Origin of the sequence: Conyzicola lurida, assembly GCF_014204935.1 — a bacterium.
Classification (GTDB): domain Bacteria; phylum Actinomycetota; class Actinomycetes; order Actinomycetales; family Microbacteriaceae; genus Conyzicola; species Conyzicola lurida.
Genome location: NZ_JACHMJ010000001.1, coordinates 2,826,780 through 2,847,077, shown reverse-complemented (window position 1 = coordinate 2,847,077; position 20,298 = coordinate 2,826,780). Strand labels below are relative to the sequence as shown.

Below are 20,298 nucleotides of genomic sequence, written 5' to 3'. Positions count from 1 at the left end.
CGGGCCGAAGGGATGCTCGACGGTGGATTCCACGCCGGGAGCCTCGCCTTGCGCGAGGTTTTCGACCTATCGGTGCCCGAGTCGCGGCCGCTATCCACAGCCGCAGACGACTGTCGGCGGTGACGGCTACTCTTGACGGGTGGTCACCGCCCTATATCGCCGTTATCGGCCAGAGACTTTCGCTGAACTCATCGGCCAGTCGCAGGTGACCGACCCGCTGCGCACGGCACTGCGCACCGACCGCGTCAACCACGCGTACCTCTTCTCCGGCCCCCGCGGCTGTGGCAAGACGACGTCGGCGCGCATTCTCGCCCGCTGCCTCAACTGCGCAGAGGGCCCCACCGACACCCCGTGCGGCGTCTGCCCGTCGTGCGTCGAACTGTCGCGTGACGGCGGCGGATCGCTCGACGTCGTCGAGATCGACGCGGCCAGCCACGGTGGCGTCGACGACGCGCGCGACCTGCGCGAGCGCGCCATCTTCGCACCGGCCCGCGACCGCTACAAGATCTTCATCCTCGACGAGGCCCACATGGTCACGTCCACCGGCTTCAACGCGCTGCTCAAGATCGTCGAAGAGCCGCCGGAGCACGTCAAATTCATCTTCGCGACGACCGAGCCCGAGAAGGTCATCGGCACCATCCGGTCGCGCACGCACCACTACCCGTTCCGGCTCGTGCCGCCGGCCCAGATGCTCGAGTACGTCCAGCAGCTGTGCGACAGCGAGAAGGTCACCGTCGAGCCCGGCGTGCTCTCCCTCGTAGTGCGCGCGGGCGGCGGATCGGTGCGCGACACCCTCTCGTTGCTCGACCAGTTGATCGCCGGCTCGGAAGGCACGGTCGTCGAGTACGAGCGCGCCGTCGCCCTGCTCGGCTACACGCACGGCACGCTGCTCAACGAAGCGGTCGAGTCGATCGGCCAGCGCGACAACGCCGCGGTGTTCGCCGCCGTCGACCGCGTCATCCAGACCGGCCAGGACCCGCGCCGTTTCGTCGAAGACCTGCTCGAGCGCCTGCGCGACCTCATCGTCGTCGCGGCCACCGCCGACCACGCCGCCGCCGTGCTGCGCGGAATCCCCGCCGACGAGCTCACCCGCATGTCGGCGCAGGCCGCCGCCTTCGGCCAGGCCGAGCTCTCGCGCACCGCCGACATCGTCAACGCCGCCCTCACCGAGATGACCGGCGCCACGTCGCCGCGCCTGCACCTCGAGCTGATGGTCGCGCGCATCCTCGTTCCCGCCAGCGACGACACGGAGCGCGGCGCGCTCGTGCGCGTCGAACGCCTCGAACGCCGCGTGGGTGTGGAGGGTGGCGCGATCGCGTCCGCTCCGGTCGCGCGTCCGGCCCAGCCTCCGCAGCGGGTTGAGCCGCCTCAGCGGGTTGAGCCTGTCGAAACCCGTCGCCCGGCCCCGGTCGCCGAACCTGCCCAGCGGATCGAGCCTGTCGAAACCCCGACCCGCCGCCCCGAGCCCGCCCAGCGCGTCGCCCCCGTCGAAGCCCCCGCTCCCGCCGTCGTCGAGCCGCCCGTCACACCGATCCCCGCCACGTCGTCCTGGCCGACGGTCGCGGTGCCCGGAGCGCCCCGCGCCGCCGAGCCGGCCCAGCGGGTCGAGCCTGTCGAAATCCCCGCCAGCGCCACCCCCGCCACCCCTTCAACAGGGCAGGACGCGACCGCGACGCCCGATGCTCCTGTCGAGCGTGCGACCGGGGACGATGGTCCTGTCGAGCAGCCCGAAGTGCCGGTCGACGAGGCCGTCGCCGAGCTCGAGGCGGCCCCCGCTGTCTCCACCAACGCACCGAATCCGGTAGCGGACGATGCGCCGGCCCAGCGGGTCGAGCCTGCCGAGACGGCCGCGGCCCCCAGCCCTTCGACAAGCTCAGCGGCCCAAACAAGCTCAGCGACCGAAACAAGCTCAGCGGCCGAAACCCCGGCCCCCGTCGAGGTGGCTCCCGCCGCGGCATCCGTCTCTCTGCAGCAGATGAAGGACACCTGGCCGGAGATCCTGGAGTCCGTGCAGAAGGCCAGCATGAACGCGTGGACCGTCGTGTTCAACGCGCAGGTGCGGGCGCTCGACGGCGACGTGCTCACGCTCGTCTTCACGAACCACACCGACCAGGGCAAGTTCAAGGAACTCTCCGCGACCGGCGAGGGCGTCAGCACGATCCTGCGCACGGCGATCCTCGACCTGCTCGGCATCCGCGTGAAGTTCATGGCGCCGCTCGGACAGCAGCCGACGGCTCCGGCCGCCCCGGTTGCGCGCCCCGCGACGAGCAGCCCTTCGGCAGGCTCAGTGAGCGTTCCGCCGCCCGCCGACGACGAAGCGCCCGAACCGACCGAGCCCGACGTGGAACCCGGCGGCTGGGCTGTCGCCGCCATCCCGCCGAGCGCCCCGACCGAGGAGGAGCTGCAGGCCCAGCGCGCCGCGGCCCGCAAGCCGGCCGCCAAGGTCGTGCCCGTTCCCACCGCCGACGACGCGCGCTACGGCGAGTCCGTCGTGCGCGAGATCCTCGGCGCCAGTTTCATCGAAGAACAAGCCGTGGCTCCCCGCGTCGTACCGAAGGACTTCTAACCCGTGTACGAAGGAATCGTTCAAGAACTCATCGACGAACTCGGCCGCCTGCCCGGCATCGGCCCGAAGTCGGCACAGCGCATCGCGTTCCACATCCTGCAGACCGAGAGCTTCGACGTCGGCCGTCTCGCCGAGATCCTCACCGAAGTGCGCGAGAAGGTGCGTTTCTGCAGCATCTGCGGCAACGTCACCGAGTCCGACACCTGCGGCATCTGTCGTGACCCGCGCCGCTCGCCCGCCACGATCTGTGTCGTCGAAGAGGCGAAAGACGTGGTCGCCGTCGAGCGCACCCGCGAGTTCAAGGGCCTGTACCACGTGCTCGGCGGGGCGATCAGCCCCATCGACGGCATCGGGCCCGACGACCTGCGCATCCGCCAGCTGCTCCAGCGGCTGAGCGACGGCGTCGTCACCGAGGTCATCATCGCGACCGACCCCAACCTCGAGGGCGAGGCCACTGCGACGTACCTCACACGCCTGCTGCAGCAGCCCAACCTACGGGTGACGCGTCTGGCATCCGGGCTCCCCGTCGGCGGCGACCTCGAGTACGCCGACGAGGTCACGCTCGGCCGCGCGTTCGAGGGCCGCCGGCTCGTCGAGAACTAGTCTCGCGACGGCGACGTAACACGCCCGAAACGCCCACTAGAATCGCTCATTGGGCCGCAATCGAGCCCACGTCCCACAAAAGCAGGAGAACCACGTGAGCCTGATCGTACAGAAGTACGGCGGATCCTCCGTGGCCGATGCTGAGGGCCTCAAGCGAGTCGCCAAGCGCATCGTCGAGACCCGCAAGGCTGGCCACGAGGTCGTCGTCGTTGTGAGCGCCATGGGCGACACGACGGATGAACTGCTCGACCTCGCCGAACAGGTCGTCCCGGTCCCGTCCGGGCGCGAGCTCGACATGCTGCTCACCGCGGGAGAGCGCATCTCGATGGCGCTCCTCGCCATGGCGATCAAGAGCCTCGGCGTCGAGGCCCGGTCGTACACGGGCAGCCAGGCCGGAATGATCACCGACGCCCAGCACGGCTCCGCCCGCATCGTCGACGTGACGCCGAAGCGCGTCCGCGACGCCCTCGACGCCGGCTACGTCGCCATCGTCGCGGGATTCCAGGGCTTCAACCGCGGCACCGGCGACATCACGACGCTCGGCCGTGGCGGCTCCGACACCACTGCCGTCGCATTGGCCGCTGCCCTCGGCGCAGAGGTCTGTGAGATTTACACGGATGTCGATGGCATCTTCACCGCGGACCCCCGAGTGGTGCCTGCCGCGAAGAAGATCGATGTGATCTCCAGCGAGGAGATGCTCGAGCTCGCGGCATCCGGGGCCAAAGTTTTGTACATCAGGGCGGTCGAATACGCCCGGCGTCACGGGGTGACCCTGCGTGTGCGCTCGTCGTTCAACAACAACGAGGGCACGCTGGTCACCAACCCGAAGGATGGAGAGATCGTGGAAGAGCCAATCATCACCGGTGTTGCCGCCGACCTGAGCGAAGCGAAGATCACGGTCGTCGGCGTTCCCGACATTCCGGGCAAGGCCGCGCAGATCTTCACGATCGTCGCCAAGACCAACGCGAACATCGACATGATCGTGCAGAACGTGTCGACCGCGAGCGGTCTCACCGACATCTCCTTCACGCTTCCCAAGTCGGACGCGACGACCGTCATCACGGCGCTCACCGCCGAGAAGGAGGACGTCGGATTCGACTCGCTGCAGCACGACGACCAGATCGGCAAGCTCGCCGTGGTCGGTGCGGGCATGCGCACGAACGCGGGAGTCACGGCGAAGCTGTTCACCGCGCTGTTCGACGCCGGTATCAACATCGAGATGATCTCCACCAGCGAGATCCGCATCTCGGTCGTCACGCGGGCCGACACAGTGAACGAGGCCATGCGCGTCGTGCACAAGGCGTTCGGCCTCGACGGAGAGACCGAGGCGGTCGTGCACGGCGGTACGGGGCGCTAGTCGGCCCGGTGGTCGAGTAGGCCGTCCACGGCCGTATCGAAACCACGTTTCCGCGAATTTTCGCAGACTTTCGCGGGTTGACCCTGTCGAAACCCACCCGGCGCTCCGGCGCCTCCACGTTTTAGAATTGCAGCGGCCCGGTCAGGGCACCGATCGACGAGCGGAACACTATGAGCGACAACAACGGAGTACGAATCGGCGTCGTGGGCGCCACCGGTCAGGTGGGCGCCGTCGTGCGTCGCCTCCTCGAGGAGCGCGACTTCCCGGTCGCCGAGATTCGCTACTTCGCGTCGGCGCGCAGTGCCGGCACGACGCTCCCGTTCCGCGGCGAGGACATCGTCGTCGAGGACGCGTCGACCGCCGACCCGTCCGGGCTCGACATCGCCATCTTCTCCGCCGGCGCCACCACCTCGAAGGCGCAGGCGCCGCGCTTCGCCGAGGCCGGCGTGCTCGTGATCGACAACTCGAGCGGCTTCCGCATGGACCCCGACGTGCCGCTTGTCGTCAGCGAGGTCAACCCCGAGGCGATCGCCGACGCGCGCAAGGGCATCGTCGCGAACCCGAACTGCACCACCATGGCTGCGATGCCGGTGCTCAAGGTGCTGCACGACGAGGCCGGCCTCGAGCGCCTCATCGTCTCCACCTACCAGGCCGTCTCCGGTGCGGGTCTCGTCGGCGGCGAGGAGCTCTACGCCCAGACCAAGGCTGCCATCGAGCAGGACCCCCGTTCGCTCGTGCACGACGGCTCGTCGGTCGACTTCGGCGAGGCGAAGACCTTCCCGAAGACCATCGCCTTCGACGTCATCCCGCAGGCCGGCAACTTCGTCGACGACGGCCTTTTCGAGACCGACGAAGAGAAGAAGCTGCGCAACGAGAGCCGCAAGATCCTCGGCCTGCCCGAGCTGCTCGTGAGCGGAATCTGCGTACGCGTGCCCGTGTTCAGCGGCCACTCGCTCGCGATCAACGCGGAGTTCGGTTCCGCCCTCTCGGTCGAACGCGCCAAGGAGCTGCTCGCCGAAGCCCCCGGTGTCGTGCTTACCGACGTGCCGACCCCGCTCGAGGCGGCCGGCCAGGACCCGTCCTACGTCGGACGCATCCGGCAGGACGAGGGTGTCCCCGGCGGCCGCGGCCTCGCGCTGTTCATCAGCAACGACAACCTGCGCAAGGGTGCCGCCCTCAACGCGGTGCAGATCGCGGAGCTGGTCGCCGCGAAGCTCGTCTCCGCTTAACCAGCCGCCGGCGGTACGCGCCTTCAACAAGACGCATCGACCCAGCCGCGCGTTCAACAGGACCATCAGCCCGTTCGACGGGTGCTGATCCTGTCGATCGGTGCGCGGTCGGGGCGCCCGTCGCTGATTCGAGCCGCGACGACCGCGAGGCACCAGTCCATGTCGTAGCGAACCTGACTCCACATAAAGCGGTCGTGACCGTAGCCCGCGATCACGGAATTGCCATCACGTCGCCGGTCGGTCGTCTGCTGAGGTGTTCCATCGTGGAACTCCTTGCTGTCCAGCTCGAGGATGTACCAACCGTCGATCAGGATGTCGACCTGCCCGACGCCCTCGACGTAGACCTGGGTCTCGACGCGATACCCGGCGCGGACGAGCGCGAGACGCATCCGCGTCTCCGTGCCCGACATGGCGCTGGGGTCGGGCGAAAGCGCGAAACGATCCTGTCGGGCGGGCGGGACTAGGCGGGCCGGGCGAGTTCCGGCCCGGCGGAGGCGGGTCGGCGGGGCGACTGCGGGTGCGCGCCGCCCCGCAGGCGTCCCGAAACCCGGCAGGCACCGCCATCCCGACCAAACCCTGACCGATAGGGTGTCGAATAGACGGCATGAGCACACGCGTGAAACTGATCATCGCAGCCGCGCTGTGCGCCGTCGTCGCGATCGGAGTAGCAGTGGCAGTGATCGCATCGAAGCCCGAAACCCCGACCGCGGGCACCGGCACCGGCACCCGTGTCGCTTTCTACGGCGACTCCTACACGCTCGGCACCGGCGCCAGCTCGCCCGAGAAGCGCTGGTCGACCATCGTCAGCAGCGAGCGCAACTGGAACGAGTTCAACCCCAGCGTCAACGGCCTCGGCTTCATCAACAACCGCAGCACGTTCGGCGAGGGCGACCTGCCCGACCTGGTCATCGACTCGGACCCCGAGATCGTCTTCGTGACGATGGGGCTGAACGACAACTTCTCCTACGATCGCGCGGCCGACGAGATCCACGCGCAGATCGACGATGACTTCGCCCGCCTCACCGAGGCCCTGACCGACGCTCGCTTCATCGTCGTCGAGCCGTTCTGGTACACCGACGACCGACCCGAATCCGTCGGCGTCATCATTGACTGGGTGAAGGATGCCGCGGCCGACGCCGACGCGGACTATATCTCCGGCGCCTCCCACTGGATCGAGGGTCACCCCGAGTGGATGGCCGCGGACGGCCTCCACCCCAACGACGAGGGCTACGCGGCGATGGCCGACCGCATGAACGAGGAACTCGAGAAGCTCGGCCTCTAAGCGGTCAGTTACTTGCGCGGGCGCTTGTCGGGGTTGTCCTTATTGAGCAGGCTGTTGAGGTAGGAGATGTCGTCCTCGGCCGTCTTCGACGCGGGCGGGGTCGGAGCCTCAGTCGGGGCGACGGGTGCAGCGGGCGGCTGCGTCGGAGCGAACGGCCAGCTCGCGGCGACCTTGGGCGCGTCGTTCGCCGGCGGCACCGCGGGAGCGGCGGGCGTCGGGGCGACCGGAGGCAGAACGGGTGGGGGAGAGAACGCCTCGGTCGGCGGCACGACGGGCGGAGCCGTGAACGCCTCCGTCGGCGGCACGACGGGCGGGGCCGAAAACGCCTCGGTCGGCGGCAGATCCGCCGGCGGCGTGTAAGCCTCCGTCGGTGCCGGCTCCTGCAGCGGGCGGAACGCCTCAGTCGGCGCGTCGGCGGACGGCACGGGCGGGGGAGAAGCGGGCGCGCCCGGCACGGGCAAGAAGGCCGTCTCGGCGGATGACGCTGCCGGAAGATTCGTCGTCGGGTAGTCCGTCGCGCTGAATGCCCGGGTATTGTCGGCCGGCGGCTGATAGGCGGTGGTCGGGGCGTTCGTGTTCGTGGGCTCCATCGGGGGCCAGAGCGACTGCAGTCCGGTGACCCCGGCGACCTCGGGGCCCGCGGCGGGCGCGGTGACCGGCCCGGTCTTCGCGGCATTGCGGTCACGCGCGGATTTCTGGCGCACGACGACCAGACCGAAGATGGCGGCCGCGAGCAGCACGACGATGACGAGGATCGTGACGAGCAGGGCCGCGGTGCGGGTCGAGTCTGACGAGGTCGGCACGATCGCGTCGGGCGTGGGCGTCGCCGACGGTGTCGGCGTCGCGGTCGGCGTGACCACGGGAGGCACGACGACCGCGGTCTCGGTGGGCGTCGGGGTGGGCGTCGGAGTCGGGGTGGGGGTGGGAGTCGGCGTGGGCTCCGGGGCGACGGTCGGCTCGGGCGTCGGCTCGACGGTGGGCTCCGGCGTCGGGGTGGGCGTCGGAGTCGGAGTCGGAGTGGGGGTCGGCGTAGGTGTCGGCGTTGCCGTCGGAGTTTCGGTCGGCTCCGGGCTCGATTCTTCGACGGGCGGATCCACCGGAACGACGTCTTCGAGCGGCGTACACCCGACGGGCGCGGTGTTGGTCGGCGGGTCCGTGCACACGACCGCCTGCGCCGCCCCGGCCCCCAGCGCCACCGACCCCAGCACGATCATGCTGACGGCCGCTGTCGCTGCGAGTCCGCGTATACGCGATGTCGTCACTGGGTTCCCCTTAAAGTCGGCAACCCCCAGTGTACGAGGCGCTACTTCCGAGCCGATCGGATGGCCCGCACCGTCAGCTGCACGGCGACCCCGAGCAGCAGGGCCGCGAACAGGATGCCCGAGAGCCGCGGCGGCATCACCAGCGCGAGAGCGACGCCGGGAACCGACGCCACGGTCGCCGCGACGCCGACCACCAGCCCCGCTTTCACCCGCACCAGTCCGGCCCGCGCGTTCGCCACCGATCCGACGATGCCGGTGGGCACCATCACCAGCAGCGACGTGCCCTTGGCCACGAGGTCGCTCATGCCGAAGATCGCGATGAGGCCGGGCACGGCGATGACCCCGCCGCCGATGCCGAACAGCCCCGAGGCGATGCCCATGAGCAGCCCGAGCGCGATGTAGCCCAGAGCCACCCACAGGGTGAGGTCGACGGCGTCCCCGCGCTCCGGCGCGACGACCAGCATGCGCACCGCCACCACGACGACGAGGGCGATGAACAGCCACTGCAGCCATACCAGGGGGATGCGACGGAGCAACCTCGTGCCGATCAGGGTGCCACCGACCGCGCCGACGGCCACGAGGCATCCCGCAATCAGATCGATCTCGCCGTTGGCGAGATAGGTGGCTGAGCCCGCGATCGAGGTGGGCACGATCGCCACGAGCGATGTCGCGGCGGCGCCACGCTGGTCGAGGCCGCCGAGAGTGATGAGCAGGGGAACCATCACGATGCCGCCGCCGATGCCGAACGCTCCCGAGAGCAGGCCGCCGATCACGCCGATCGCCACGAGGATGATCCAGTAGCGGGCGCCGGGGGCTTTGTTCACATCGTCCAGTGAACCACTCCTCCCCGTATGCCGTGTTCTGAGACTGTGAACAAGGGCCTTTATGCCCTCACCCCGATTGGCGGGCGACCCGTAAGCTGGGCGGGTGAGTTCCCCAGAAACCCCCATAGACGTGGCCCTGATCGGCGGAGGCATCATGAGTGCCACCCTCGGCACGATGCTCAAGCAGCTCGAACCCGACTGGTCGATCCAGATCTTCGAGAAGCTGGGGGATGCCGCAGAAGAGAGCTCCAACCCGTGGAACAACGCGGGCACCGGCCACTCCGCCCTCTGCGAACTCAACTACACTCCGCAGCGGCCCGACGGCACCATCGACATCGCGGGCGCCGTCAAGGTCAACGAGCAGTTCCAGGTGTCGCGCCAGTTCTGGTCGCACCTCGTCGAGACCGGTCAGCTGCCCGAACCCACGAGCTTCATCAACCCCACGCCGCATATGAGTTTCGTCTGGGGAGACGACAATGTGGCGTTCCTGCGCAAGCGCTTCGACGCCCTGAAAGACCACCCGCTGTTCGAGGGGCTCGAGTACAGCGAAGACGCCCGCGTCATCCGCAGCTGGGCGCCCGTTCTCATCCCCGGCCGCGCCAAGTCGCAGCCGATCGCCGCCACCCGCATCGCCGCGGGCACCGACGTCAACTTCGGCGCGCTCACCTCCAGCCTGATCGGCAACCTCGAAGAGGGCGGCGCCGAGATCACCTACAACGCCCGCGTGACGAACATCAAGCGCCGCAAAGACGGCCTGTGGCGCATCTCCTACCGCCGCGAAGTGGGCGACACCCCGTTCGTGCAGTTGGCGCGATTCGTCTTCGTCGGTGCCGGCGGCAACGCACTCAACCTGCTGCAGAAGAGCGGAATCCCCGAGATCCGCGGCTACGGCGGGTTCCCGGTGAGCGGCGAATTCCTGCGCACAGACAACCCCGAGATCGTCGCCCGCCACCAGGCCAAGGTCTACGGCATGGCGGCCGTCGGCGCACCGCCGATGTCGGTTCCGCACCTCGACACCCGCGTCATCGACGGCAACACGAGCCTCATGTTCGGCCCGTACGCGGGCTTCAGCCCCAAGTTCCTCAAGTCCGGGTCGTGGTTCGACCTCTTCAAGTCGGTACGCCCGCACAACCTCGTGCCCATGGTCGCGGCCGGCCTCGGCAACCTCAGCCTGGTCAAGTACCTCGTCGGCCAGCTGGTGGCGAAGAAGAGCACGAAGTTCGACGAGCTGCGCCAGTTCTTCCCGCGCGGCGAGCAGAAGGACTGGTACCGCATCACGGCGGGCCAGCGCGTGCAGGTCATCAAAAAAGACGCCGTCAAGCGCGGCGTACTGCAGTTCGGCACCGAGGTCGTCGCCTCCGCCGACGGCACCATCGCCGGTCTGCTCGGCGCCTCGCCCGGAGCATCCACCGCCGCCCCGATCATGCTCGGCCTCATCGAGAAGTGCTTCCCGAACCGCATCGAAGCGTGGCGTCCGCGTCTCACCGAGATGGTGCCGAGCTTCGGCACGAAACTCTCCGACGACCCGCAGCTCGCCGACGCCATCATGACCCGCACCGCCGAATCGTTGCGTATTCCGCGTTAATTTGGCGTCAAACGCCCTCAAATCGAAGAAATCGGATGCCGCGGCTGACGAAACCGCCCGAACTGGGGTGAGAGATACCCAACGCTTGTCTGTAGCGTCGTGGATACCACCGTCCAGTTGAGGGGGGATCTGAGATGTCGCTCGGACTACCTGGGCATCTCGCGCCGCATAGTGAGAGCCGCGCGCTCGCGCGGGCCTCTCACGTGATCGCACTTGTCTGCCTCACCGCCGCGCTGAGCCTCATCCTCTTGCTGCAGAGCGTCGCGCCGACGGTGCTCCTCTGGCCCGCGATGATCGGTCTGCTGCCGATCTTCGCGGCACTCTGGCTGCTCGAGAACTACCGCAGCTGGTTCTTCAGCGTCACCTACCTGCTCATCGGCACTGTCAGCCTCTACTGGGTGGTGCTCGTCGGCAGCGCGCAGTTCCCGGGCGAGGCGACGACGGACTCGTTCATCTTCACAATGGCCAAGATCGCGCTCATCTTCGTGGGCGGCACCGGCTTCGGCGTGCTGCGCGTGATCGCCTGGAGCGCGGCCGGGTTCGTGCTCGGCGAGAGCGCGACCGTCGCGGCCGCGCTGCAGACCGGCGCGATCATCACCCCCGACGTCACCGCGACCGTCGTCTTCATCGGCGTCGTCCTTCTGCTCGCGATCATCGGGCTCAGCCGCCAGCGCGTGCAACGGGCGCAACCGGGGCTGCACCGGGCTGCGCGTGACGAACATCTCTCCGACATCCGGCACCAGCTCGAATTGCGCGCGGCCGCCATGATGCACGACACGATCCTCAACCACCTCGCCGCGGTGTCGGCGTCCCCCGACGGCGAGCTGCGCCCCGAACTGCGCGATCGGGTGGAACGGGATCTCGGGATCCTGGTCGGCGAGGAATGGCTCGTCGACGACAACACCGACGAGGATGCCGCGGGGCACGACGGGTGGTCGGCCAGCCGGCTGTTCCAATCGATCGACGAGGCCCGCGACCTCGGGCTCGAAGTCGTGCTCACCGGCGACCGCAACGCGATCTCCCGGCTGACCGCGCCCCGGCGCCTCGCCGTGGCGCTCGCGGTGAAGCAGTGTCTCGTCAACGTGGTCAAGCACGCCGGCACCGACCGGGCCGAAGTCGTGATCTACGGTGCCGGCACCGAGATCACCGTGATGGTGATCGACGGCGGCAAGGGGTTCATCGAACGCGAGACCAGCGTCGACCGGCTCGGGCTGCGCCAGTCGGTGCGCCGTCGCATCGAGTCCGTGGGCGGCACCGTGCAGGTGTGGTCGACGCCGGGCACCGGGACGTCGGTGCTCATCAGCCTGCCGGTCAGCGAGTCCGACCCCGTGCTCGAGGCCGCATCGTGAACCCGGGCGAGGAACGTACCCTGCAGCAGCGCGACCCGCTCGGCGCGCTCGTCGGGCGCCCCACCAGCTACCTCGCGGCCATCGGTGTGCCTCTGTTCGCCGCCTTCACGACCTGGAACAACCGCGACGACATCGAGAGCGTCCCGCTCGCACTGCTGTCCCTCGTGCTCATCGGCGTCGGCGCGGTCGTGCTGGTGCTGCAGTCGGGGCCGCTGCGCGCTCCGCTCACCGCCCGCACCCACGCCGTCATCGTGATCAGCGCCCTGGCGGCGATGGTGGCGAGCTCCGTGGCGATGGGGTCGCACGACGCCTACGTGCGCGACGACTGGGGTGCGCCCGCCGTCGGCCTCTACATCCTCTCGCTCGCGCCCTACCGTCCGGCCAAGGAGATCGCGACGTCCGGCGTGCTCTCCGCGATCTTCGTCGGCTTCGTGGTCGTCGTGCACGCCGACGGCTTCGCCCTCCCGCTGCCGCCCATCGCGTTCGTGATCGTGGCGATGACGCCGGTGCTCGCGGCGTCGCTCGGTGCCGCCGCGTTCGCCGACGTGCTCGTGCGCAGCCTCGACCGCTGGCAGGTGCGCGCCCGGCGCGCGTTCACCTCGCTGGCCGACGAGCGCGGCGAGTCGATCGCCCGTTCCGTGCAGCAGGACCGCGTGACGATCCTCAACCAGGAGGTCGTGCCGTTCTTCAGCGAGTTGCTCGAGGGTGCCACCGTCACCGAGGAGACCCGTGAACGTGCCCGGGAGATCTCCAACGCCATCCGCGCCGTGATCGTCGCCGAGGCCGAGCGCACTTGGCTCGACGGTGTCGTGGAGGGCCTCGCGCGCTTCGCGCCGGGCGGCACCGGCGCGCTGCACGCCACCGTGCGCGACCGGCACCGCCTCGCCGAGCACATGTCCGCCGACGAGCGCACCGCCGTTCGGGCGCTCATCGTGGCTCTGCACGGCGACCGCTCCTTCCAACCCGAAGAGATGACCGTGAGCCTCGCGCAGGACGGCGCACGCTGCGACGTGGCGATCCAGGCCGTCTTAGAGGCGGATGACGGAGCCCAACGCTCCGACATAGCACCGTTTCTCGCGGTGATGCGCGTGATCTTCAGCGATCTGCAGGTTGAACACGATCCTCCTGCCCTGACACTAAGGTTTTCATATGACCAGCGTTGAGGGCAGGCAGGTTGCCGGGGGTAATACGCCCGACCCGACTCGAGTGCGCCTTGCGATTCTCGACGACCACGAAGTGCTGCTCGACAGCCTCAGCAGCTGGATTTTCGCCAACGCCCCCGACTTCGACCTCGTGCTGAGCGCCAGCACCTGGATCGAGCTCGTGCACAGCGACAACTTCCCGACCGACCTCGTCTTCCTCGACTTCCAGCTCAAGGAGCCCGTGTCGATCGAGGCGCGCGTGCGCACCTGCCGCGCAGCCGGTGCCAAGGTCATCGTGCTCACCAGCCTCGACAGCCGCGAGTCCCGCGACCGGGCGCTCGCCGCCGGTGCCGCCGGATTCCTCTCCAAGTCGCTCCCCATGCGCGAGGTGATGGACGCCGCCCGCCAGATCATGGGCGTGCGCCCCAACACCGTCGTGCAGCGGGACTGGCGTCCGCTGCCGGTCGGCGCCACCAGCCAGTCGCGCCCCAAACTCAGCGCCGGCGAGGTCGAGGCGTTCCGTCTCTACGTCTCCGGGTACAGCACCGTCGAGGTCGCCACCAAGATGAACGTGCAGTACGAGACCGCCAAGACCTACCTGCGCCGCGTGCGCGAGAAATACGCCAAAGCCAACCGGCCGGCCAGCAAAAAAGCGGAACTGATTCGTCGGGCCGCTGAGGACGGATACCTGCTCTAAATGTCGAAACTCTACTTTCGCTATGGCGCGATGAACAGCGGCAAGAGCACCGCTCTCCTCCAGGCCGCGTTCAACTACGAGGAACGCGACCAGCAGGTGCTGCTCGCGAAGCCCGACATCGACACCAAAGGTGACAACGAGATCGTCTCGCGCCTCGGCGTGACGCGTCCGGTCGACTTCACGGTCGGCCCCGACGAGGACATCTACGTCGCCTTCGCCACCGAGCGGGCGCGCGTGCTGCGATCCACCGGTGTCGACGTCAGCTGCCTGCTCGTCGACGAGGCGCAGTTCCTCTCCGAGTCGCAGGTCGACGATCTTCTGCGCATCGCCATCCTCGAGGGCGTGCCCGTTCTCGCGTACGGTATCCGCACCGACTTCCAGACGGTCGCGTTTCCCGGCAGCCGCCGCCTCCTCGAGATCGCCCACTCGCTCGAAGAGCTCAAGACGATCTGCCGCTGCGGTCGCAAGGCCGTCTTCAACGCGCGCACCGTCGACGGACGTTTCATTTTCGACGGTGCCCAGGTGGCGATTGACGGGCAGGATGTCGGGTACCAGTCGCTCTGCGGAGCCTGCTACCTCGAGGAGAGCGAGGGTGTTCTCAACAACGGCCGTCGCGAGCGCGTCGAGCTGAGCTACCAGGCCGGCCCCGACGCCGACTTCGCCTGATCCAGCGGTAGGTGCGGTGGTTGAGTGGGCCGCCCGCGGCCGTATCGAAACCCCTCTTACGGCTGCCGGGCCTCGATACGCCCCGCAGACGCGCTACTCGACCACCGGCCGCTACTCGGCCAGGATCAGGTCGACGTCGGCCCCGCGCAGGGCGTCGGCCGCGGCATCCGGCAATGAACTGTCGGTGACGACGGTGCTCAGTTCGTCGAGGCGCAGCGCGCGGTAGCGGCCGAAGCGCCCGTACTTCGAGCTGTCGGCCATGAGTACCGAGGTCTCCGCGGTCGCGATCGCCGCGCGCTTCGCCTCGAGTTTGGCCTCGACGGGGGTGGTGACGCCGTGGGCGAGATCCCACGAGCTCGACGAGATGAACGCCACGTCGAGCGACAGCTCCGAGAGCGCGAGACGGGTCAGCCGCCCCATGGTCGACAGGTTCGCCTTGTCGACGCGGCCGCCGATGCAGATCAGGTCGGCGGTCGGATGGTCGAGGAACGCCTGCACGGTCGCGAGGTCGTTGGTGACGATCGTGAGGTCGTTGACGTTCTGCAGGAACGGGCGCATGGCCTGCACGGTGGTTCCCGCGTCGAGGTAGACCGTCATCGAGTCGCTGACCATGCCGGCGGCGACGCGGGCGATGGCGGCCTTCTCGGCGACGCCCGCGGCCTGCTTGACGGCCCGGCTCGGCTCCTCGATCAGCCGCGAGACGAGCTTGGCGCCGCCGGGGGTGGCGCTGACGCGGCCCTCTTCTTCGAGCGCGGCGACGTCGCGGCGCACGGTCATCTGGCTCACGCCGAGCAGCTCGGTGAGCTGGCGGTAGCTCAGCACGTGGCTGCGCTGCAGGTGGCGGAGGATGCTCTCGCGCCGCTGCTCGGGGATCAGTGGTGCCGTCTGCTGCATCGGTCAGCCTTTCTCGTGCCTCTGAATCCTAATGCGGCTCAGTCGGACCACGGCATGCCCCACTGGCCGGTGATCGCCCGCACCTGGTCGGGTGCGATGAGGCGGCGGTCGGCGCCGTCGGTGAGCACCGTGATGCGGCATGCCTCCTCGAACTCGACCATGCTGTCGATGGCCCGTTCGATGTCCTCGCCGCTGACCACCGCGCCGTGGTTCGCGAGCAGTGCCCCGCGGAACGGGAACGCGCTGTCGGTGATCAGTCGGCCCATCGCGGGGTCGCCGGGAGCGGCGAACGGCAGCAGCGGCACCTGGCCGACGCGCATGAGCGAGTACGGGGTCAGCGGCGGGATCGCGCTGTGCTCCGACCACGGCGCGAGACAGGAGACCGCGACGGCGAAGGGCGAATGCACGTGCACCACGGCCCGGTGGTCGGGATTCTTGGCGTAGAGCGCGAGGTGCAGGGCCACCTCCTTCGACGGCTTCGGGCCGGAGAGCTGGTTCCCCTCCCCGTCGAGCACGGCGATGTCGGTCGGTTCGAGCAGGCCTAGACGCGTGCCGGTGCCGGTCATCAGGATGCGGTCGCCGTCGCGCAGGCTCACGTTGCCCGAGCTGCCGGGGCTGAGCCCGGCCTCGACCAGCGCGCGGCCGGCGGCGATCAGCCGCGCCTCGGCGCTCATACGAGCACCTCCCACGCGCTCGTGAACAGGTCGACGGCGCCGAAGTTGCCGCTCTTCAGCACGAGCGCGACCTCGTGCCCGCCCGCGGTATCCGCGGCGCTCCAACACACGCCGGGGGCGAGCTGCGGGCCGATCGTCAGCAGCGAGATACCGAGCGCTTTGACCACGGCCCCGCTCGTCTCGCCGCCCGCGACGATGACCTGGTCGACGGTGCCGTCGTCGACGAGTCGTGCGACGACCGCCGACAGAACCGATTCGACGACGGATGCCGCGGCAGCACCGGCCTCGCCGGGCAACACGTCCGCGAGCTCGCCCACCGAGTAGACGACCGGCACAGCGGACGCGTCGAGCGAGCGCACCCACTGCGCGATCGCGTCGACCTCGGCCGCGGGGTCGGCGACGGCGGCGGAGACATCGACTTTGCGGGTTGGGTGCTTGCTGGCGGCATCCGCTATCTGGGCCCTCGTCGTGGCGGAGGCCGACCCGCAGACGACGAGGCGTCGTGCCCCGAACCGCGGGAAGTCGTCGGGGGAGGCGGTGCCCGTGGCGTCGAGGCCGGTGGCGAGCCCCGCGCCGCCGCTGAGCAGCCGCAGGTGGGCGGTCGCCAGCGCGATGGTGCGAAGGTCGGCGTCGTCGGTCGCATCGACCACGAGGTAGCCGGGGGCGGCGGCGTCGACCGCGGCACGGAGCGCGTCCACGCCCTCGCGCACGACGTCGAGCGGGATCTCGCTGATGGCGGCGTGCGTCTGCGGGGCGAGGATCTCGCTCAGGCGGCTCTTCGTCATCGGGGTGAGCGGGTGATGGCGCATCGACGAATTCTCGAGCAGGTCGCCGTTGACGTAGAGGGTGCCGTTCTCGACGGTGCGGCCGTTCGCGGGGAACGCGGGCACCACGACCGTGCGGTCGACGGCGAGGCGGTCGACGAACGCGTCGAGTACCGGGCCGATGTTGCCCTCGTCGGTGGAGTCGAAGGTGGAGCAGTACTTGAGGTAGACGCGCTCGGCACCCCAGCCGATGACGCGCTCGAGCGCGGCGAGCGAGTCGGCGACCGCGACGCCGACGGGAGCGGTGCGGGACTTGAGGGCGACGACGACGGCGTCGAGGCCGGCCAGTCGGTCGGCGGCGATCTCTTGGTTCTCGATGACCACGGCGGCGGACATGCCGCGACGACGCAGAGTCGTCGCGAGGTCGGTCGCTCCCGTGAAGTCGTCGGCTACGGCGCCGATCTGCATGGTGAACCTCTTCATCGTCTTCGTTGTCGGTCAGGGAACTCTCGTCGAGCTCGACAATCACAGCTTATGTGATTCTTTGGGAACATTTTTGACAATCTGAGAAGTCTCGATACGATTGCCCTGCCTCCGGCGGTGTGCCGGCGTGTGAACGATAGGAACAATGGTGATCCAGAGCTCGACTCCCCAACGCGCGACTCCCATCCGCGTCCTGCTGACCGGTGCCAACGGGGGATACGGCCGCACGCTGCTCGACCAGCTGCGCCGCCTGCCCGACATGACGGCCACCCAGCTGGTGGATCCCGACGTCGCCGGAGTCACCCGCATGCTGCGCGAGCTCGGAGTAGCCGACGACCTGATCGCCGTCCCGGCCTCCGCCGACGAGACAGCCGCAGCCATCGCCGCGGGCAAGACCGCCGTGGTGGCCGACGCCTCCGCCATCGACTGGGCCTCCGTCGAGGTGCTCGTCGAAGCGACCGGACGCGTCGAGGCCGGACACGCCTACGCCGACACCGCCCTCGACTCCGGTGTGCACGTCGTGATGGTGAGCAAGGAGATCGAGTCGGTCGCCGGGGTCGCCCTCAGCGCCAAAGCCCGCGAGAAGGGCCTCCGCTACCTCCCGGGCGACGGCGACCAGCCCGCCAACCTGCTGCGTCTCACCGCGTGGGTGCTCGAGGTCGGCTTCGACATCGTGGCGCTCGGCAAGTCCAGCGAGTACGACCTGGCCTTCGACCCGGCGACCGGCGTCGTCAACCAGAACGGCGTCACGATCGACGCCCCCGGCCTGGCCGACCTGCTCGAGCTCGGCGACGACCTCGCCGCCACGGTCGCCGCCCGGTCCGCGCAGGTCGCGGCCCTCAAGCGCTCCGCCGCCGCCGACTACTGCGAGATGAACGTCGTCTCGCTCTACACCGGCGCGATCTCCGACGTGGAGGGCATGCACTACCCGGTCGCCCGCCCCGACGAACTCGCCGACCTCTACGCGGCCCGAGAGGACGGCGGACTGATCGGCCGCACCGGCTCGATCGACGTCTTCTCGATGCTGCGTCTCCCCGGCGAGGCGAGCTTCGCGGGCGGTGTGTTCGTCATCGTGCGCACCGGAGACGCGGTCACCTGGGACATCCTCGCCGGTAAAGGCCACGTCGTGAGCCGCGACGGCAAGTACGCGTGCATCTACTGGCCGTACCACTTCATGGGCGTCGAGACGCCGATCACGATCGCCGCCGCAGTGGACGACACCTCGGTGATCGCCGAACCGCGCCAGCACACCGTGCTCGCCGCGCGCGCTCCCGAGGCGCTCGAACCCGGAACGACGTTCCGCGTCGAGGGGCACCACCACGAGATCGCCGGCGTCGCCCCCGTGCTCATCGACCCCGACGGCGGAGAGATCGCGCCGTACTACCTGCTCTCCGGCGCCCGACTCGTCTCCGGCGTCGCCGCGGGCGACCTCGTGCGCATCTCCGACCTCGCCGATGTGCCCGCCGCGGCGCTCGCCGCCTACCGCTCCGGCCTCGCGCTCGGGGTCTGACCCTCCCTCGCCCCCACCACCCAGTTCTAGGAGATCGACGAAGATGCCCGTAATCCACACCCTGACCGCAACGGCGGTGCGCTCGTGAACGTCGAGGTCATCGCGCTCATCGTCCTGGTCGCGGTCTTCGCGATCTCCGCGATCCGCAACATCCACATGGGTGCGCTCGCGCTCGTCGCCGCCCTGATCGTCGGCGTGCTCATCGTCGGCGAAAGCTTCGACGACGTGCTCGGCGGCTTCCCGGTCGACGCCCTGCTGATCCTGCTGGGCATCACCTACCTGTTCGGCATCGCGCGCGAGACCGGCACGATCGACTGGCTGGTCGACCGCTCCGTGCGGCTGATCGGCGACCGGGTCGCGCTGATCCCGTGGGCGATGTTCGTCATCGGCACGCTCGTCGCCTGCCTCGGCACCTCGCACGCGGCCTTCACCATCGTGCCGATCGCGATGAGCCTGGCGGCCAAACATCGCATCCACTCCACGATGATGGGCATCGTGATGAGTTCGGCGATCGTCGGAGGCGCGCTCGCACCGACGAGCATCAACGGCATCACGGTCATGACCGTCGCCCGCACCGCCGGCATCGACTACAACCCGGGCCTGATGTTCGGCCTCTCGGTCGGCATCAATACCCTCGTCGTGCTCGTCGCCTTCTTCATGTTCGGCGGACGCGAGCTCATGACCCGCCGCCGCACGGCTCTCGCGGCCAGCGTCGCGGCGGGCAACGGCTCGGGCGCGGCAGGCGGTACCGGAGGCACCGCGGTGCTCACCGAGACCGTCCTCAAGCCGCTCACCGGCTACCAGGCCATCGTTCTCGCGTCGATCCCCGTGTTGGTCATCGGATTCTTCACGATCACCCTCCTCGACATCGACCTCAACCTCGGTGCTGTCGCTCTGACGCTGGCCCTCGTGCTCGCCTTCATCAAGCCGGATGTCGGCCGCAAGGCCATGACGCGCATCGACTGGGGAACAATCTTGCTCCTCGGCGGAATCATCACCTACGTCGGCGTGCTCACCCGCCTCGGCGCCATCGACCAGCTCGGCGAGGCCGCCCGCTCGGTCAACGAGCCGCTGATCGCCGCGTTCGTCATCTGTGTCATCGCGGGGCTCGTCTCGGCCTTCGCCTCCACGATCGGTATCCTCGGCGCGCTCATCCCGCTCGCCGTGCCGCTGCTCGTCCCCGGCGGCGGACTCGAGATGACCGGCTTCATCTTCGCGCTCGCCATCTCGGCGTCGCTCGTCGACTGTGCGCCCTTCGGCACCACGGGCGCCACGATCGTGGCTTCCGGGGTCGAGGAGGAGCGTCCGCGCCTCTACCGCCACCTCATGGCATGGGGTCTGTCGATGGTCATCATCGGCCCGGTCGTCACGATCGGCCTGTTCGTGATCCCGTTCCTCGGGGGATAGCACC

General features: G+C 69.0%; 18 protein-coding genes. 12 read left to right on the top strand and 6 right to left on the bottom strand.

Annotated features, from left to right (window positions below):
* The first annotated feature begins 139 nt into the window (after window positions 1-139).
* The 4 genes from HD599_RS13945 to HD599_RS13930 all read left to right on the top strand — a co-directional run bounded on the left by HD599_RS13945 (window position 140) and on the right by HD599_RS13930 (window position 5,755).
* Window positions 140-2,566 carry a DNA polymerase III subunit gamma and tau gene (locus HD599_RS13945; RefSeq protein ID WP_184238586.1) on the top strand — a complete coding sequence of 809 codons (2,427 nt, stop codon included), beginning with the start codon at window positions 140-142 and terminating at the stop codon, window positions 2,564-2,566.
* Between the two features lie 3 nt (window positions 2,567-2,569).
* A complete protein-coding gene (recR, locus tag HD599_RS13940; protein WP_184238584.1) occupies window positions 2,570-3,169 on the top strand; it encodes a recombination mediator RecR in 600 nt (199 codons plus the stop codon).
* A 94-nt stretch (window positions 3,170-3,263) separates the two neighbouring features.
* Window positions 3,264-4,526 carry an aspartate kinase gene (locus HD599_RS13935; protein ID WP_184238582.1) on the top strand — a complete coding sequence of 421 codons (1,263 nt, stop codon included), beginning with the start codon at window positions 3,264-3,266 and terminating at the stop codon, window positions 4,524-4,526.
* 170 nt (window positions 4,527-4,696) lie between these two features.
* A complete protein-coding gene (locus tag HD599_RS13930; RefSeq protein ID WP_184238580.1) occupies window positions 4,697-5,755 on the top strand; it encodes an aspartate-semialdehyde dehydrogenase in 1,059 nt (352 codons plus the stop codon).
* A 65-nt stretch (window positions 5,756-5,820) separates the two neighbouring features.
* Here HD599_RS13930 and HD599_RS13925 read toward each other — a convergent pair whose 3' ends face one another.
* Window positions 5,821-6,165, bottom strand: coding sequence for a hypothetical protein (locus HD599_RS13925; RefSeq protein ID WP_184238573.1), 345 nt, complete (start codon window positions 6,163-6,165; stop codon window positions 5,821-5,823).
* Window positions 6,166-6,359: 194 nt separating this feature from the next.
* On the opposite strand from HD599_RS13925, the gene HD599_RS13920 reads away from it, so the two are divergent.
* Window positions 6,360-7,037 (top strand): SGNH/GDSL hydrolase family protein, encoded by a 678-nt coding sequence (locus tag HD599_RS13920; RefSeq protein WP_184238571.1) that lies wholly within the window; start codon window positions 6,360-6,362, stop codon window positions 7,035-7,037.
* Window positions 7,038-7,045: 8 nt separating this feature from the next.
* Here the strand turns inward: HD599_RS13920 and HD599_RS17825 are convergent, their stop codons facing one another.
* Window positions 7,046-8,299, bottom strand: a complete 1,254-nt coding sequence (locus HD599_RS17825) for a hypothetical protein (protein WP_221420513.1) — start codon at window positions 8,297-8,299, stop codon at window positions 7,046-7,048.
* A gap of 41 nt (window positions 8,300-8,340) precedes the next feature.
* Window positions 8,341-9,123, bottom strand: coding sequence for a TSUP family transporter (locus tag HD599_RS13910; RefSeq protein ID WP_184238569.1), 783 nt, complete (start codon window positions 9,121-9,123; stop codon window positions 8,341-8,343).
* Window positions 9,124-9,226: 103 nt separating this feature from the next.
* On the opposite strand from HD599_RS13910, the gene HD599_RS13905 reads away from it, so the two are divergent.
* The 5 genes from HD599_RS13905 (at window position 9,227) to HD599_RS13885 (ending at window position 14,562) form a co-directional block, all read left to right on the top strand.
* Window positions 9,227-10,708 (top strand): malate:quinone oxidoreductase, encoded by a 1,482-nt coding sequence (locus HD599_RS13905; RefSeq protein WP_343062080.1) that lies wholly within the window; start codon window positions 9,227-9,229, stop codon window positions 10,706-10,708.
* Between the two features lie 203 nt (window positions 10,709-10,911).
* Entirely contained in the window at window positions 10,912-12,057 is a 1,146-nt protein-coding gene (locus HD599_RS13900; RefSeq protein WP_184238567.1) for a sensor histidine kinase, read from the top strand.
* Complete coding sequence (locus HD599_RS13895) at window positions 12,054-13,220, top strand: hypothetical protein (RefSeq protein ID WP_184238565.1); 1,167 nt, start codon at window positions 12,054-12,056, stop codon at window positions 13,218-13,220. The genes HD599_RS13900 and HD599_RS13895 overlap by 4 nt, the downstream gene beginning before the upstream one ends.
* A gap of 43 nt (window positions 13,221-13,263) precedes the next feature.
* Window positions 13,264-13,896 carry a response regulator transcription factor gene (locus tag HD599_RS13890; protein ID WP_343062079.1) on the top strand — a complete coding sequence of 211 codons (633 nt, stop codon included), beginning with the start codon at window positions 13,264-13,266 and terminating at the stop codon, window positions 13,894-13,896.
* Window positions 13,897-14,562 (top strand): thymidine kinase, encoded by a 666-nt coding sequence (locus tag HD599_RS13885; protein WP_184238561.1) that lies wholly within the window; start codon window positions 13,897-13,899, stop codon window positions 14,560-14,562.
* Between the two features lie 111 nt (window positions 14,563-14,673).
* Here HD599_RS13885 and HD599_RS13880 read toward each other — a convergent pair whose 3' ends face one another.
* From HD599_RS13880 to otnK, 3 genes are read right to left on the bottom strand one after another with little or no spacing between them, the layout of a single operon-like run.
* Window positions 14,674-15,456 (bottom strand): DeoR/GlpR family DNA-binding transcription regulator, encoded by a 783-nt coding sequence (locus HD599_RS13880; RefSeq protein WP_184238559.1) that lies wholly within the window; start codon window positions 15,454-15,456, stop codon window positions 14,674-14,676.
* Window positions 15,457-15,494: 38 nt separating this feature from the next.
* On the bottom strand, window positions 15,495-16,130 hold the full coding sequence (locus tag HD599_RS13875; RefSeq protein WP_184238557.1) for a class II aldolase/adducin family protein: 636 nt from the start codon (window positions 16,128-16,130) through the stop codon (window positions 15,495-15,497).
* A complete protein-coding gene (gene otnK / locus HD599_RS13870) occupies window positions 16,127-17,377 on the bottom strand; it encodes a 3-oxo-tetronate kinase (RefSeq protein WP_246376202.1) in 1,251 nt (416 codons plus the stop codon). Before otnK ends, HD599_RS13875 begins: the two co-directional genes overlap by 4 nt.
* A 145-nt stretch (window positions 17,378-17,522) precedes the next feature.
* On the opposite strand from otnK, the gene HD599_RS13865 reads away from it, so the two are divergent.
* Together HD599_RS13865 and HD599_RS13860 are read left to right on the top strand one after the other, a co-directional pair.
* Window positions 17,523-18,887, top strand: a complete 1,365-nt coding sequence (locus HD599_RS13865; protein ID WP_184238555.1) for a homoserine dehydrogenase — start codon at window positions 17,523-17,525, stop codon at window positions 18,885-18,887.
* 84 nt (window positions 18,888-18,971) lie between these two features.
* Window positions 18,972-20,294, top strand: a complete 1,323-nt coding sequence (locus HD599_RS13860) for an SLC13 family permease (RefSeq protein ID WP_184238554.1) — start codon at window positions 18,972-18,974, stop codon at window positions 20,292-20,294.
* Window positions 20,295-20,298 lie beyond the last annotated feature (4 nt).